This is a genomic window from Streptomyces sp. NPDC048291, from assembly GCF_043201715.1.
Taxonomy (GTDB): domain Bacteria; phylum Actinomycetota; class Actinomycetes; order Streptomycetales; family Streptomycetaceae; genus Streptomyces.
In genome coordinates, this window is sequence record NZ_JBICZC010000011.1 from 233384 (window position 1) to 247846 (window position 14463).

The following is a 14463-nucleotide window of genomic DNA, read 5'->3' on the forward strand; positions in this document are numbered from 1 at the left end:
CTGCTACAGGGGTGTGGCCGCGTGCAGCAGGAGCAGCAGCGTGAGTGCCGAGTTGGCGGAGGACATCGCCGAGAGCAGTGCTCCGGCGGCGGCCGTCCACACGGCCGGCCCCGCTGTGGTGAGGAGGGACGGCCAGCTGTGCACGGTCGGCGCCGGGCCGAGCAGGGCCGCGACCCGGCGCGGGAGCGGGCCCGGTGCGGCCAGGCCGGCCAGCGTGGGGGAGGGGGTGCCCCGCGAGGCGAGCGCCGCCATGCCGATCGCGCGGGCCACGGCCCTGCGGCTGCCGACGGCCTGTGCGGCCTCCTCGTCCGCCCAGCGTTCCGCCGCAAAGACCACGGCGTTCCGCAGCGGCAGCAGGAACGGGTTGGCGCGGGCGGCCAGTAGGACGATCAGCAGATGCCGGTGATGCCGGGCCGCCAGGTGCGCGCGTTCGTGTGCGAAGACGGCACGGCGCTCCCGGGACGCGAGACGGGCGAGCATCGCCGTCGACACCACGATCCGGTCGCGTGGGCCGCCGGGCAGCGCGTAGGCGTAGGGCTGAGGGTCCGGCAGCACCGCGACCTCGGTGGCCGGTAAACCCTCCAGCGCCGCGTGGGCCCGCCCTCGTAGCCGGAGATGGCGCAGCAGCGTGTGCGCGCAGCCGGCGAGGACCGCGAGCAACGCGGGGATGGCGGCCTTGCCCACGATCTCGTGGCGGGGCACGCTGTCGCGCACCTCGGGATCCGACCAGCCGTCGGGGAGCGGGTTGCCGGGGAGCTGCGCGGTGCCGACGACCATCAGCAGCGCCAGGCACACCGTGCTGCACAGGGCCAGCACGGCGGCCACGCCGGTGAGGAGCGTGGTGGCGGTGCGGGGATGGAGGCGCTGTTCGGCCAGGCGCGCGATCGGCCATGCGCTCAGGGGCAGTACGAGCGGCAGGAAGACGAAAATGCCCACGTGCGCGCTCAGCCCTCGTCGCCCGCGTGCCGCAGGAGTTCTCGCAGCAACAGCTCGTCGTCCTCGGGCAGCGTGGTGATGAAGCTGGCCAGCACCGCCCGGCGGTCCTGCTCGCCGTCCAGGACCCGGCGCATCTTCAGCGCGGCGAGGCCGGCCTCGTCGGCGGACGGCATCCACACGAACGACCGGCCCTCGCGCTTGCGGGTGACGGCGTTCTTCGACAGCAGGCGGGCGAGCACCGTCATCACGGTGGTGTAGGCGAGGTCGGCTGCCAGCCGGTCCTGCACCCAGGCTGCCGTCACCGGCCCCTCGGCCTGGTGCAGCGCCGCGAGCACCTGCGTCTCCAGCGCGCCCTGTGCCCTGCGACGGCCGCGCGGATCCGGCTCCGCCACGTGAAGTCTCCCTCCTGCCCGGCCTCTCGTGCCGGGGAGCGTCACATCGTACAAAGCGGTGCATGCGCCACTCACCGCAAACTTCTACAGTGTTGTAGATTCTAGCTCGGGGTCCGTGACACGGGCCCGAACCGACGGTGTGTGTGGAGGGACGAAGATGGGTGTTTCCCTGTCCAAGGGCGGCAACGTGTCGCTGAGCAAGGAGGCTCCGGGCCTGAGCGCTGTACTCGTGGGGCTGGGCTGGGACGTGCGGACCACCACCGGCGCCGACTTCGACCTGGACGCCTCCGCGCTGCTGCTGAACGCCTCGGGCAAGGTCGTCTCCGACCAGCACTTCGTCTTCTACAACAACCTCACGAGCCCGGACGGTTCGGTGGAGCACACCGGTGACAACCTCACCGGTGAGGGCGAGGGCGACGACGAGAGCATCAAGGTGAGCCTCGCCACCGTGCCCGCCGACGTCGACCGGATCGTCTTCCCGGTCTCGATCCATGACGCCGATGCCCGGGGACAGAGCTTCGGGCAGGTCCGCAACGCCTTCATCAGGGTGGTGAACCAGGCCGGCGGCGCCGAACTCGCCCGCTACGACCTGTCCGAGGACGCGTCCACCGAGACCGCGATGGTCTTCGGCGAGCTGTACCGCAGCGGCGCGGAGTGGAAGTTCCGCGCGGTCGGCCAGGGATACGCCTCCGGCCTCGCGGGCATCGCCGCCGACTTCGGAGTCAGCGTCTGAGCCGACGACGTACCCCAGGAATCCGTGTGAGCGGCACACCCGGTCTCCGGCCGGAGGACCGGGCGGACTTCGAGGACGCGGTCCGCCTGGCTCTGGCCACGGCCGACGTACGGTCGGCGCTGCGCACCGATCCGAGCGGCAGGGCGGCCGGGCTGCTGAGAGCGTGGGCGCTGGCCGCGCAGGACGAGATCTCGGCCGTCGCCGCCGAGGAGTACCGCGTGTACCTTGCCGCCCGCTCCGTGCCGTACGGGCGACCGGGCACCGGTGACGGCACGGTGGGGCCGATGCTCGCCGTGCTCACGCCCCTGATATCCGCCGGCGCGGGGACGGTACTGCTGCTCGTGGGATACGGACTCCGGCTCACCGGTGCGGCCACGGAGTTCGCGGCCTCGGTCGTACGGGCCGGCTGGGTGCTCGCGGCGGCCGTGGCGGTGACCGGCGCCGCGGGCGCGGGCGCACTGCTGTGGGCGGCGGCACGAGGCGGAGGCCGGAGCGCCGGGCAGGGGCTCGACCCGCTGCAGGCGCGGGAGAGATGGCGTCAGGTCCTTCTTGAGCGGGGCGTGCTGCCTTATCTGCGCCGTCGCCTGCCTGATGCCCTGACCTCGTGACGGACCGCGAACGAACAACCCGGCGAACGACAGAGAGACGAGGACGCATGTCGGTCAATCTGACCAAGGGCCAGCAGATCAGTCTGAGCAAGTCGGACGGCACCTCGCTGAGTGCCGTGCGTATGGGGCTGGGCTGGCAGGCCGCCCAGCGCAAGGGGTTCCTGGCCAAGTTGGCCGGTGCCCGGGAGATCGACCTCGACGCGTCGGCGGTGCTGTTCGCGGGCGGACAGCCGGTCGACGTGGTCTTCTTCCAGCATCTGGTCAGCGACGACGGCTCGGTGCGGCACCTCGGCGACAACCTCACCGGCGGTGCGGGGGCCGGAGCGGACGACGAGGTGATCCTCGTCGACCTCGGCCGGGTCCCGCCGCACGTCGACCAGATCGTCTTCACGGTCAACTCGTTCACCGGACAGACCTTCGCCGAGGTGCAGAACGCGTTCTGTCGCCTGGTCGACGAGACCACCGGACAGGAACTCGCCCGCTACACCCTCAGCGGCGGCGGACCGCACACCGCACAGATCATGGCGAAGCTGTACCGGGCCGGCGGTGGCTGGCAGTTGAAGGCCATCGGCGAACCCGCCGCCGGCCGGACCTTCCAGGACCTGTTGCCCGCCATCGCCGGTCACCTGTGACCGGGGCGCCCCGCTCCGCTCGGCGACATGGGTTCGCCGGGTCTCTCGGCATACGGCTCGGGGACCTCTCCAGGGCCCCCGGGCCGGGGATCCCGAAGGTTGGGGCGCGTCCGCTGGGCGGACGTGCATTGCCCTCGCCTGGCCCTCCGCGGTGGAGATGGGGAAGGAGCCGTGCCTGCCTGGGCCGATGCCGGTGAACCGGTGGCTGCGGGCTTCGGAGAGCGCATCGAGGGGCGGGTCGCCGTTGTCGATGACGGGCATGTCCCGATAGAAGTGTTCCACCACGTGGGAGGTCAGGTCGACTTCCTCGCCGACGGGCTCATCACCGCTGGGGTCCCGGTGGGTCACCACGGGCGAGTCGAGGACCATGAAACCCGGATGCGGCCTGTCGTCGCCGAGGCGGAACTGGGCCGGCGCGGTGGTGAACGCCGAGTGCGGGACTGAACGGACGCCCTCGCCTGTGCTGGCCCCCCGCGGACGTCCATGGAGTACTGGTCGTACTCCGCGACCACGGCCCACGGCGTTCGGGCACGTCCCGCCGGGGAGCACCGGTCCGGGTCCGCCACCGTATGCCGTCTCTGAGCTGCCGTCGCGTCCACACCTGCGGACGCCCCGGCTTGATGCCGTACCCACTGGCCGTTCGTCAGATCTCCACGTCCGTAGGCCCCTTGCTCGCACGGTTTCAGCGGTTGGAAGAGCTCGAAGAGCGGCTACGCGGCCCGGTACGGCGCGGCGGTTGCCGCGGCCTCGGCGGAAAGGGTCGAGACCGCGGCGGCAGCGCGCCGGTCCCGGCCGGTGAGCTTCCATCCGATCAGCCGCGCGGCCATGGCCGGGGTCGGCGGAAAGACACCGAGCTGGCCGAGCATCGTCATGTCGTCACGCACGGCCTCGTGTTCGACCACCTTGCCGTCGCGCACGGTCAGTACGTGGATGTGCTCGTAGTCGAGCTCGCGGCCGGTCGGCGGCACCACCTTGTCGAGCTTGCCGTCGCGGAAGAGCACGAAGGGCCCGGTGTGCCGTCCCTGCATGCGCAGCCGGACGAACACCTGGCCGCGCTCGTCGTCCACCCCGGTGCTGAGGATGGGGAAGCGCAGATCGCTGTAGGCCGAGCGCATCCAGGCGCTGGAGGCGAGGACCCCGGCCGGTCCGGGGATCGCGCAGGCGGCGGGGGAGTTGTATGCCTCCCGGTTGCGGAAATCGGCGCCGACCACGGCGGCGGCGAGGGCCGGGTCGCCGGTCTCGATGACATCGCGGCCGCCGCGGGCGTATCGCCGAAGACCGTGTTCGCGAGCGCAGGCAGCAAGCGCGAGATCATGGACCGCATCATCGATGCCGGTGTGGCCGCCTCCCGTTCCCAGGAGGTGATGGCGCGGTTGCTGGCGCTGCCCGAGCCGAAGGAGGTTCTCGCGGTGTTGGCCGCGGGCACCCGCTACGGCAGCGAGTCGCAGTTCACCGTGCACGAAGCGATCCGGCTGGCGCTGCCGGTCCATGAGGACGGCGCGGCACTGTGGGAGCGGGCCACCCGCAACGCCCATACGGCGCTGCGCGCGGCGGCCGACCACCTGCATACACTCACGCCGCGCCCGCGCTACTCGGCGGCGGAGACCGCCGACCTGCTCTGGCTCTGGTTCGGCCCGCATGCCCGGCGCATGCTCGTCGCCGAGGCCGGGTGGTCCTGGGACCGTGCCGAGACCGCGATCCGGGAGGCGGCCATCGCGGCCCTCTACCGCAAGGGTGACGAGAGCTGAGTCGTCGGCGCGGTGAAGCGCTCGGTGACCGCGTCCAGCGCGGCTCGGCTTTCCTGTTCCTGCTGATGATCCGGGAGATCCGTCGCGCCGACCTGGGCCGGGCGGGTACCTCGACGGAGGTGTTCTCCCGGGCGACCAGGGGGCCGGCGCGGCCGCGGTGGCGTTGCCGGCGTTCGTCCCGGTCTCGTTCCTCACCGCGTACGCGTACCTGTGCTGGATCCTGATACCGGTGATCGGACCCCCGGTCCTGGCCCGCCTACGACGCCACCGGCAGAGCTGGGGGTGGAGCCTGCGCGTGATTCCGCGCCCGGTCGGTGGCGGCCCTGCGGTCGTTGCGGGCCCCGGCCGGGACCTCAGGCAGCTGTTCGAGGATGGGGCGTGGCATCTGGCCTGGCCAGGTTGTCGGCGCTTTCGCCGTCCCGCAGTGCGGCGCGGGTGAGGGTCGTCGCGGTGCGCAGAAGGCTGGAGATGGCCTCCTCGGGGTCCAGTCCGTACAGATCGGTCAGGCTGAAGAGCGCCTCGGCGCTGACGACGATCGCGAGATCACGCTTGAGCTGCTCCAGCGCGGCCGGTTCGAGGGCGCCGCTCTCGGCCGCCGGTGCCAGCGCGTGGTCGATCATGCCGAAGCGCAGCCCCGGGCGGGCGGCGGCTTCCGCGGGCCGCACCACGGTGGCCGCGATCATCGCCCGCACCACGCCCTGCCGGGCCTGGATATGACGCAGCAGGAACTCGGTCGCGGCGGCCACCCGCTCCACCGGATCGGTGGAGTCGGCGACCGGCGTCAACGCTTCGGCGGGGGTGGGCAGTTGTCCAGCGATGGCCTCGCGCAACAGGCTGAGCAGGTCGGGGAAGTATCGGTAGGCGGTTGCCTCGGAGACCAGGGCCCTACCGGCCACCTCGGGCATGGTCACCTCCTGCCCGGTACGACTGAGCTCGGCCGCGGCCTGCACGATCGCGGTGCGGGTGCGCAACTTCTGGTTGACGCGGCCCGTCGTGCTCTGTGTTCCCATCGGTCCACCTCTCGTTGTCCGCGCGGCTTGGGCGGGTCGACTTCCATGATGAGAGAGCTTGCGTCACACGATGCGAGCACTCTTCCTTCATGAGGGCATGCTCTCATAAAGAACTTTCCCCGTGAACGGCGACTCGGCCGCCGGGCCGGGTGACGGTGAAGTCGTCGGCCCGGGCCCGGCTTGTTCCGCGCCCTGGAGGGCGGCGGCGCGACCGTCCGGTGTCTCGGGGTCGTCGAGATCGCTCTCGCCTCACGGGTCGAGGGTCCGCCGTGGCATAGGTGCGCCGGTCGCGGCAAAGGGCTTCCGTGTTGTGTCCAGCGCCGCCGAGTTGGCCGCCGGAACCGCCGGTTGCGCCGCCCCGGGCGGATGGGCGGGTCGTCGTCGAGGTGATGGGCCGCTGCCTCACGATCGCGGCCGACGGCTTCGCCTGAGTGTCTACCCCCTTTATGAGAGTGGACTTGCATGAATTGTGCGAGGATTCTAAAGTAATGCGAGTCCACTCTCACGAAAAGGGATCGCCGCTGTGAACGCTCCGACCGCCACCCACGCCACCCGTACCGTCGATCTCGCGGGCGGCCTGTCCGTCACCGTCGACGAGTACGGCTCCAACACCGAAGGCACCGCCGTGCTCCTCCTGCACGGCGGTGCCGGTCCTCGCACCATGACCGGACTGGCCACCGCACTGTCGGAGCATGTTTTCGCCATCGCGCCGACCCACCCCGGCTTCGACGGCACTCCGCGCCCCGACTGGTGCGACTCCGTCGCCGACCTGGCGGTGGCCTACCTCGACCTGCTGGACAGCCTGGACCTGACCGGCGTGATGGTCATCGGCAACTCGGTCGGCGGCTGGATCGCCGCCGAGATGGCCCTGCGTGACACCAAGGGCCGCATCGGTGCCCTCACCCTTCTCAACGCCGTCGGCATCCATGCCAACATGCCGGCCAACCAGGTCATAGACCCCCGCACACTGCCGCCCCAGGCGGTCACCAAACTCTCCTTCGCCAACGCGGCCTTCCGCCCCGACTTCTCCACCTTCACCGACCAGCAGCGCGCCACCGCCGCGGCCAACCAGCAGACCCTGGCCGTCTACGGCGGCGCCGGCTTCACCTACGACCCCAAGCTCCGCGGCCGCCTCCACCGCATCACCCTCCCGGTGCTGGTCGCCTGGGGCGAGGAGGACGGCATCGCCAACACCACCTACGGGCGCGGCTACGCCGACTCCTTCCCCAACAGCCGCTTCGTGCCCATCCCCGAGGCCGCGCACTTCCCGCAGATCGAGCAGCTCGGAAAGACCCTGGAGGCCATCGGCGACTTCGTCGACACCGTCGTCAAGCCGGGCCTGGCCGACTGACCCCAGGTCCTTCCGCCCGCGCCCCATGACGACCGGCGCGGACCGGGCGTTCGTACGGTGAGCGGCTCCGCCCCCGTCGGCGCCGGGCGTGTCTGTGCCGGTCCGGCGTCGCGCTCGTCCTCGGAGGTGAGGGCGGCGCGTCGTCGGGCGACCATGCAGAAGGGACACCACCGCGTGCATGGCCTGCCTTGCGCAGCCCGAGCAGCTGCCGGACCTGCTGCACCACGGCGGCGCGGGATACCGGGACGACGACGGGGACGGCCGGCACCGGTTCCAGTTCGCCTTCACCGAGCTCCCGCTGGCGGCCGTGCTGGCCTTGCAGGCCGGGCTGGTGCTGCCGCTGCTGTGGCGGCGCCGCCCCCGGCATGTGCCCGCCCGGAGGTGCGACCCGGGCGAGGACCCCCGGCTGGCCGCCCTCACCGAGCGCGAGCGTGAGATCCTCGTCGCCATCGGCAAGGGCTGGACCAACGGCGAGATCGCCGCCCGCTTCGTCGTGGCCGAGTCCACCGTGAAGACGCACGTCGGCCGGGTGCTTGCCAAGATCGGCGCCCGGGACCGCGTCCAGGCAGTGATCTTCGCCTACGACCAGGGCATCGCCCGCCCTGGCGCAGGCTGACGGACCTTGCTCTTACCCTCCTCTCACCCTACAGGCCGTAGGGTGTGATCTCCTCCTACGGGCTGTAGGAGAATCCGGCCCCGAGGTCGGCCCGGTGGTACGTGACGTGGCACTCTACGGTCGGTCTCGCGGTGACGGCGGGGCCGTGTCCCGGACCGAGGAGTGGAGAGAATGAGCGAACACCGGCGCCGATCGCCGGGGCGGACCGCGCCGGGGTCCAGCCCCGACCGTGTGCCGTCCGGCTCCGGCCCTGTGCCGTCCGGCTCCGACGGTGTGCCGTCCGGGGGCCGGGCCGCGGCCCGCAGGGCCGCCAGGTCCGGGGGCGGGCCCACCCGCCGGGCCGGGGGCACGCGGCGCCCGGACGCCGGACGCTCCGGCCGACGCGGCCTGATCGACTACCCGCGGGCGGGCAGGCGCGGCGTCCGGCGGTGGCTGCCCTCGTGGAAGCTGGTGACCGGCACCTTCCTGCTGCTCACCGGCGGCCTGGTGGGCCTGTTCGGCTATGCCTACGCCACGACGACGATCCCCGGCGCGAACCCCAGCACGCAGGCGCAGAGCAACACCTACTACTGGTCGGACGGCTCGGTGATGGCCACCCAGGGGTCGACCAACCGGCAGAACGTCGATCTCGCGCAGGTCCCGAGACTGGTCCAGTGGGACTTCCTCGCCGCCGAGAACGCCACCTTCTACTCCGATCCGGGCGTCGACACGCAGGGCATGCTCCGCGCCGTCTACCACATGGCCACGGGCGGTGAGGTGCAGTCGGGGTCCACCATCACCCAGCAGTTCGTGAAGAACACCTACCTCACGCAGGACCAGTCGGTCACCCGCAAGCTCAGGGAGATCATGATCTCGCTGAAGATCGGTGACCAGATGTCCAAGCAGGAGATACTCCAGGGCTACCTCAACACCTGCTACTACGGCCGGGACGCCTACGGCATCGAGGCCGCGGCCCGCACCTACTACCACGTGCACGCCTTCCAGCTGAACGTCAGCCAGGGTGCCTTCATCGCCGCCACGGTCAACGAGCCGAGCCTGCTGACGCACGCCGACACCGATCCGGCGGCCAGGGCCCAGGCCAAGGCGCGCTGGAAGTACGTCCTGGACCGGATGGTCAAGATCCACCAGATCACCGACGCCCAGGAGCAGCACTACCTGGCCTCCGGGTTCCCCACGCCCAAGCCGTACACGTCGTCGGCGGGGATGTCCGGGCAGACCGGCTACCTGGTGCAGGCCGCGACGAAGTACGTCGAAGCCCACGCCTCCCTCACGGACCAGCAGCTGGGGCGCGGCGGCTACCAGATCCACACCACCTTCGACCGGAAGAAGGTCAACGCGCTGGCGGCGTCCGTCGCGGCGATGGAGCGGAAGCACCTCGACCCGCAGCACCGCTCCGCCGACAAGGACGTCCAGGTCGGCGCGGCGTCGATCAGCCCGTCCACCGGCGCGGTCGTGGCGCTGTACGGCGGGGCCGGCTGGAACAAGGGGCACTGGACGGACAACGCGGACGCGACCGGGGTGCCGGTCGGCTCCACCTTCAAGCCCATCGACCTGGCCGCGGCTCTCGACCACGGCGCCGTCCTCTCTCCCGGACAGCCGGCCTCGCCGATCACCCCGGCCTCGAAGTTCGACGGCGACGACGGCATCACCATCAGGAACCAGCAGGGCCAGGAGCTCCCGGACTCGAACGACCCCACGGGTCTCCTGCACCAGCGCAACGACGTGACCACGAAGTGGGGTTACATCACCCTGCGCAAGGCGATGGAGCAGTCGGTCAACACGCCCTACGTCCAGCTCGGCGAGTACGTCGGCTACGACGACGTGGAAGGCGAGGCCCTGAAGGCGGGGCTCCTGCGCACGAGCCTGCAGTACGACACCCCGGGCTTCTACATCGGCACGTCCACCCCGTCGGCGATCCGCATGGCGGACGCGTACGCCACCTTCGACGACGGCGGGATCCAGCACGAGCCGTACTCGGTCACCAAGGTCGTCGCCGACGACCGGGAGCTGCCCGGCTTCGGCAGCCCCAAGGGCACCACGGCCATGCCCGCGTCGACCGCCGACACCGTCACCGACGTCCTGCGGGACGTCGTGAAGTACGGCACCGGTACCAACGCCCAGGCCCTGGGCCGCCCGGTGGCCGGCAAGACCGGTACGACCGACGACTACAAGTCCGCCTGGTTCATCGGCTACACCCCGCAACTGACGACGGCCGTGAGCATGTTCAAGGAGGACCCGAAGAACGCCGGCCTGCAGTCCATGCAGGGCGTCGGCGGCTACGCCAAGGTCTTCGGCGCCGACATGCCCACCGAGGTGTGGACCCGCTACATGACCGCCGCTCTCCAGGGGCAACCCGTCCAGCAGTTCCCGCCCGCACCCCAGCTGGGCCAGAGCACGGACGAGAACGGCGCACCCTCGCCCACCCCGACCCCCACCCCCTCCGCGGCCCCGAGCACCCCCGCGGCCACCCCGACCGCACCGGCCACCATCCCGAACCACACCACCGCACCGTGCCACCGGCACCGGAGGCACTGCGCGGCCCCGAGCCCGACCGACACCACCGGTACCACCACCGGAACCACCGGCGGCGGGCTGCTCGGCGGAACGACCGGCGGCACCACCTCCCCCTCACCGACGACCGGCGCACCGGCCACGGCCGGTACCCGCGGCGGGCCCTGAACCGCGTCAGGCCGGTCGGTTCCCGGGCAGGAGCCACCCGATGCGCAGTTCTTCGGCACCCGGGCGGAACGTCCGCATGAGTTCGGCGCGCTCGGGATCGTCCTCGGGAAGGTTCTCGGCGAGGAGGGCCTGCGCGGCGACGGTCTGCGGCCGGGCGCCGAGCGCGGCCCGCAGGTGGAGTGAGCGGCGCAGCATCGCGATCCGCTCGGCGGGCTCCTTGTGCGGCGCGAGGTGTCGGATGATGTAGGACTCGAAGTAGCCGTCGCCGTACTTCGCCGCGATCTCGAGAGCCGTCTCGTAGCGCGGGAGGGCGCCGGCCGGGTCCTCGTCGATGTTGTCCAGCAGGACGGCCAGGTGGTATTCGGCCCAGCCCCGCGTCCTCTCGTCGCTGCTCCCGGCCGCCGCGCGGTAACCGGCCTCGGCCGCGGCGCGGTCGTCGGCGCGGGGGTCGTACCGGAACAGCAGGCGGCTGTAGGCCAGCCGCGCCGCGAGCAGGTGTGCCGTCGGCGAGGCGGGATCGAGCGCCGCGACCGCTTTCTCGGCCTCCTCGTGACCGTCGATCCGGAAGAACCAGCGGTCGACGGCGATCTCCGCGCGCAACTCGGGGTCGGCGTCCGGGCCCAGGACGGCGAGCGCGGCGTCCCACTCCCCGAGCAGCAGCAGTCGGCGGGCCGTGTAGGTGGCATCAGCTATCATGGCACCTACATTAGGAAACGGCGATGTAGGTGGTCAAGTGCAGTACGGTGACTACATTGGGAACGTGACGCGGTTGGCCGTCGAGCTGGCCAACACCGGGACCCTCGATCGGCACGGCGAACTCGTCGCCGCGTTCTTCGCCGAGCACGAGGTGACTCCGCCGCCGGACGGCGACTACGGCGAGCTGCCCGACCTCGTGCGCACGGCCCTGGCGCAGTCGGTCGACGGCACCGCCCCGGACGCCGTGCACCGTCTGCTGCGCGACTACCCGCCGGAGATGCACCTCTCCGACCACGACGATTCCGGCGGCTGGCACATCCACTTCAGCCGCAACGGCACCCCGGCCGGGCGCTGGGTCGGACAGCTGATCGCCGCCCAGCTCGCCCTGGTCGTGGCCGGGGATCCGGCGGTGACGCTCGGACGGTGCGCCGCGGCCGGGTGCGGAAACTACTTCGTGGACCAGTCGCGGAACCGGACCCGCAGGTTCTGCTCCAACGCGTGCGCGAGCCGGACGACGGTCGCGGCCCATCGGGCCCGGGCGGCGAAGAACACCTGAGCGGGCGGTGACGGCCCCGGCTACCAGGCGCGCGCCGCCCGCCGCAGGGTGTCGCGCACCCGGCGCACGCCGGGGTCGGCCTCGGCGCCGGGGCGCTGGACGAGGAACAGGGTGTTCAGCGGCGGTTCCTCCGGGTCGTGCAGGAGGGTCAGCCGGCCGGAGTCGAGGTGGTCCTGGCACAGCGAGCGGGGCAGCACGCTGACGCCCGCCCCGGCGCCCACCGCGGAGAGCACCGCGTAGAGGTTGGGCACGGTGACCGCGGCGTGCGTGGTGAGCTGCTTGCCGAAGACGGTCCGCCAGTAGCGGCGCAGGATCGGCAGGTCGTCGGCGTAGGTGACCAGGGGGACCGCGCGCAGGGCGGCGGGCAGGCCGCACGGGTCGTCCGGCGGCGCCTGCGCGGCGATCCGCTCGGCCCAGAGGGGAGCGGCGACGAGCAGGTACTCCTCGTCGGTGAGCGGCACGGACTCCAGGGCGCGCCCGCGCGGCCGACGGGTGGCGACGACCAGATCGTGACGGCCCGCCCGCAACTCCTCAAGGAGCGGCTCCGGCAGTCCCTGGGCGACCCGGAGCCGGATGCCGTCCGAGACCAGGGGCGCCAGGGCCGGCAGGACGCGTACGCACAGCAGCTCCGACGGGCCGGCGAGGTGCACGGGCGTGGCGTGGTCGGCCTCGGAACCGCCCTCCAGGGCGGCGAGCGCGTCGAGGGGGCTCGCGATCCGGGCGGCCAGCTCGTGGGCCAGGGCGGTGGGCCGCACACCGCGCGGCAGCCGGGTGAACAGCTCGCGGCCCGTCTGCTGCTCCAGGGTGCGGATCTGCGCGGTCACCGTGGGCTGGGAAAGCCCGAGCGCGGGCGCCGCCGCGGTGAAGGTGCCGGCGCGGTAGACGGCCAGGAAGGTGCGCAGCAGGTTCAGGTCGGCATGCGCCGGGAGCTGTCCGCCGGGGCCGGCCACGGCGTCGAGGGGGACGGGGGTCCGCTTCTTCACGGCAGCCATCGTATCCGGAACCGGCATCGGAGTTCCGATGGCAGAGATCGGCGCTCCTATTGGTACTCCGATGGTGGGCGGGCCTACGGTCGATTTCCCGACACCGCACTTCACCGTGAGGACACCCCCATGACCACGCAGAACGCGATCAACTGGCCCGAGAAGTACCTCCCCGGCACCGGCGACAACTTCGTCTCCAACGAGGTGATCGTCCAGGGCGTCACGGCGGCCCGGGTCTGGCACTACCTGACCGACACCTCCGAGTGGGAGGGCTACTACGACAACGTCGCCGACATCGGTTTCCCGCAGGGCGGCGGCCCGCGGCTGAAGGGCGACCAGGTCTTCAGTTTCGGCACCTTCGGCTTCCCGCCCCTCGACGCCCACGTCGTCGAGTACCAGGCACCGGCGCAGGGCACGCCCGGCCGGCTGTCCTGGACGGCGAAGCAGGACGGCAAGCCCGAGGAGCGGCTGGACGTGCTGCACGCCTGGCTGGTCGAGGACCTGCCGGGCGGCCGGGTGCGCATCCTCACCCAGGAGACCCAGATCGGCGCACCGGCCGCGGCCCTGGCGAACGAGCGCCCGAACCCCATGCTCAACGGCCACCAGGCCTGGCTGGACGGCCTGGTCCGCGCCGCCTCCGAGTAGTCCGGTCCGCCGAAACCGGGAGCGGCCCTCACCTCGCGTTACGCTCGGGGACTGTGAGTGACGTGCCGGGCGGGCGACCGCCAGAGACCCCCGGGGAGCCGGCGGCCGAACCGGGGACCGCCCTGCGCGTCGCCGTCACGCTTCTGGTGGCGGCCTCCGGGGCGGTGGAGACCATCTCCTTCACCGCCCTCGACCATGTCTTCGCCGGGGTCATGACCAGCAACCTGGCCCTGCTGGGGATGGCGGTCGGCCGCGCCCAGGGCACGGGCGTGACCGCGGCGGTGCTGGCGCTCGCGGGGTTCGGGCTGGGCGCGGCCGGAACCGCCCGGTTCACCCGCGGGCACGAGGGCACCGTCACGCACTGGCCGCGGCCGGTGCTGCGCTGCCTCGTCGGCGAGGCGCTCCTGCTGGCCGTGGGCGCGGTGGTCTGGGCCGTCCTCGGCGGAGCGCCGGGGCCGGCGGCCCGGGACGTCCTGCAGTTCGGCGCCGCGCTGACGATGGGCATCCAGTCGGGGGCCATGGTGGCGGCCGGCCGGGCCGCGGCACCGACCACCTATCTCACCGGCACGCTGGCCACGTACATCGTCAAGGGCGTGGGAGCGGGCCGCCCGAACCGCTGGGTGCCCGTGCGGCTGGCGGCCCTGATCGCGGGCGCGGGGGCCTGTGCGGCGGTCCTGCGGACCGCGCCGGGCTGGGCCGGAGCACTCCCGCCGGTCCTCGTGGCGTGCGCCCTCCTGGCCGCACGCGCTCCCGGGAGGGAGTGAGGGTTTCTAGTAAATTAGTAATTAATCTTGACACGGTTTCGGCCACGGGCCACAGTCATCGCCGAGACGACGTGGTCCCGCTCCGGCAGAGCGGTTCGCGTCTCGTTCTCCTGC

16 protein-coding genes and 1 pseudogene are annotated in these 14463 nt (G+C 72.0%); 11 read left to right on the forward strand and 6 right to left on the reverse strand.

The window, feature by feature from the left end:
• Nucleotides 1–3: 3 nt before the first annotated feature.
• Nucleotides 4–936, reverse strand: a complete 933-nt coding sequence (locus ACGF5O_RS29520; protein WP_393812909.1) for a M56 family metallopeptidase — start codon at nt 934–936, stop codon at nt 4–6.
• 8 nt (nt 937–944) lie between these two features.
• Nucleotides 945–1328, reverse strand: a complete 384-nt coding sequence (locus tag ACGF5O_RS29525) for a BlaI/MecI/CopY family transcriptional regulator (RefSeq protein WP_393812910.1) — start codon at nt 1326–1328, stop codon at nt 945–947.
• A 157-nt stretch (nt 1329–1485) separates the two neighbouring features.
• Between ACGF5O_RS29525 and ACGF5O_RS29530 the strand changes: the two genes are divergently transcribed.
• The 4 genes from ACGF5O_RS29530 to ACGF5O_RS29545 all read left to right on the forward strand — a co-directional run bounded on the left by ACGF5O_RS29530 (nt 1486) and on the right by ACGF5O_RS29545 (nt 3745).
• Nucleotides 1486–2061, forward strand: coding sequence for a TerD family protein (locus ACGF5O_RS29530; RefSeq protein WP_393812911.1), 576 nt, complete (start codon nt 1486–1488; stop codon nt 2059–2061).
• Nucleotides 2062–2087: 26 nt separating this feature from the next.
• On the forward strand, nt 2088–2669 hold the full coding sequence (locus ACGF5O_RS29535) for a hypothetical protein (RefSeq protein ID WP_393812912.1): 582 nt from the start codon (nt 2088–2090) through the stop codon (nt 2667–2669).
• A gap of 47 nt (nt 2670–2716) precedes the next feature.
• Nucleotides 2717–3301 carry a TerD family protein gene (locus ACGF5O_RS29540; RefSeq protein ID WP_393812913.1) on the forward strand — a complete coding sequence of 195 codons (585 nt, stop codon included), beginning with the start codon at nt 2717–2719 and terminating at the stop codon, nt 3299–3301.
• 171 nt (nt 3302–3472) lie between these two features.
• Complete coding sequence (locus ACGF5O_RS29545; RefSeq protein WP_393812914.1) at nt 3473–3745, forward strand: hypothetical protein; 273 nt, start codon at nt 3473–3475, stop codon at nt 3743–3745.
• 266 nt (nt 3746–4011) lie between these two features.
• On the opposite strand, the gene ACGF5O_RS29550 is transcribed toward ACGF5O_RS29545, so the two are convergent.
• The gene (locus tag ACGF5O_RS29550; protein WP_393813119.1) at nt 4012–4632 is read right to left on the reverse strand and encodes an ester cyclase; all 621 of its coding nucleotides are present in this window, start codon (nt 4630–4632) and stop codon (nt 4012–4014) included.
• Between ACGF5O_RS29550 and ACGF5O_RS29555 the strand changes: the two genes are divergently transcribed.
• Nucleotides 4582–5049, forward strand: a complete 468-nt coding sequence (locus ACGF5O_RS29555; protein ID WP_393812915.1) for a TetR/AcrR family transcriptional regulator — start codon at nt 4582–4584, stop codon at nt 5047–5049. The two genes, ACGF5O_RS29550 and ACGF5O_RS29555, sit on opposite strands and share 51 nt — an antisense overlap.
• 353 nt (nt 5050–5402) lie before the next feature.
• Here ACGF5O_RS29555 and ACGF5O_RS29560 read toward each other — a convergent pair whose 3' ends face one another.
• Complete coding sequence (locus ACGF5O_RS29560; protein ID WP_393812916.1) at nt 5403–6059, reverse strand: TetR/AcrR family transcriptional regulator; 657 nt, start codon at nt 6057–6059, stop codon at nt 5403–5405.
• Between the two features lie 523 nt (nt 6060–6582).
• Here ACGF5O_RS29560 and ACGF5O_RS29565 point away from each other — a divergent pair.
• The 3 genes and pseudogenes from ACGF5O_RS29565 to ACGF5O_RS29575 all read left to right on the forward strand — a co-directional run bounded on the left by ACGF5O_RS29565 (nt 6583) and on the right by ACGF5O_RS29575 (nt 10705).
• Nucleotides 6583–7410, forward strand: coding sequence for an alpha/beta fold hydrolase (locus ACGF5O_RS29565; RefSeq protein ID WP_393812917.1), 828 nt, complete (start codon nt 6583–6585; stop codon nt 7408–7410).
• Between the two features lie 298 nt (nt 7411–7708).
• Nucleotides 7709–8026: pseudogene (locus ACGF5O_RS29570) on the forward strand (response regulator transcription factor); the annotation flags it as partial.
• Between the two features lie 171 nt (nt 8027–8197).
• Nucleotides 8198–10705 carry a transglycosylase domain-containing protein gene (locus tag ACGF5O_RS29575; RefSeq protein ID WP_393812918.1) on the forward strand — a complete coding sequence of 836 codons (2508 nt, stop codon included), beginning with the start codon at nt 8198–8200 and terminating at the stop codon, nt 10703–10705.
• A 6-nt stretch (nt 10706–10711) separates the two neighbouring features.
• On the opposite strand, the gene ACGF5O_RS29580 is transcribed toward ACGF5O_RS29575, so the two are convergent.
• Nucleotides 10712–11401 carry a hypothetical protein gene (locus tag ACGF5O_RS29580; protein ID WP_393812919.1) on the reverse strand — a complete coding sequence of 230 codons (690 nt, stop codon included), beginning with the start codon at nt 11399–11401 and terminating at the stop codon, nt 10712–10714.
• 64 nt (nt 11402–11465) lie between these two features.
• Between ACGF5O_RS29580 and ACGF5O_RS29585 the strand changes: the two genes are divergently transcribed.
• The gene (locus ACGF5O_RS29585) at nt 11466–11957 is read left to right on the forward strand and encodes a CGNR zinc finger domain-containing protein (protein WP_393812920.1); all 492 of its coding nucleotides are present in this window, start codon (nt 11466–11468) and stop codon (nt 11955–11957) included.
• 20 nt (nt 11958–11977) lie between these two features.
• Here the strand turns inward: ACGF5O_RS29585 and ACGF5O_RS29590 are convergent, their stop codons facing one another.
• Nucleotides 11978–12940, reverse strand: a complete 963-nt coding sequence (locus ACGF5O_RS29590; protein ID WP_393812921.1) for a LysR family transcriptional regulator — start codon at nt 12938–12940, stop codon at nt 11978–11980.
• A 129-nt stretch (nt 12941–13069) separates the two neighbouring features.
• Here ACGF5O_RS29590 and ACGF5O_RS29595 point away from each other — a divergent pair, with 129 nt between their 5' ends.
• Complete coding sequence (locus ACGF5O_RS29595; RefSeq protein ID WP_393812922.1) at nt 13070–13585, forward strand: SRPBCC domain-containing protein; 516 nt, start codon at nt 13070–13072, stop codon at nt 13583–13585.
• Nucleotides 13586–13638: 53 nt separating this feature from the next.
• On the forward strand, nt 13639–14349 hold the full coding sequence (locus tag ACGF5O_RS29600; RefSeq protein WP_393812923.1) for a DUF1275 family protein: 711 nt from the start codon (nt 13639–13641) through the stop codon (nt 14347–14349).
• Nucleotides 14350–14463 lie beyond the last annotated feature (114 nt).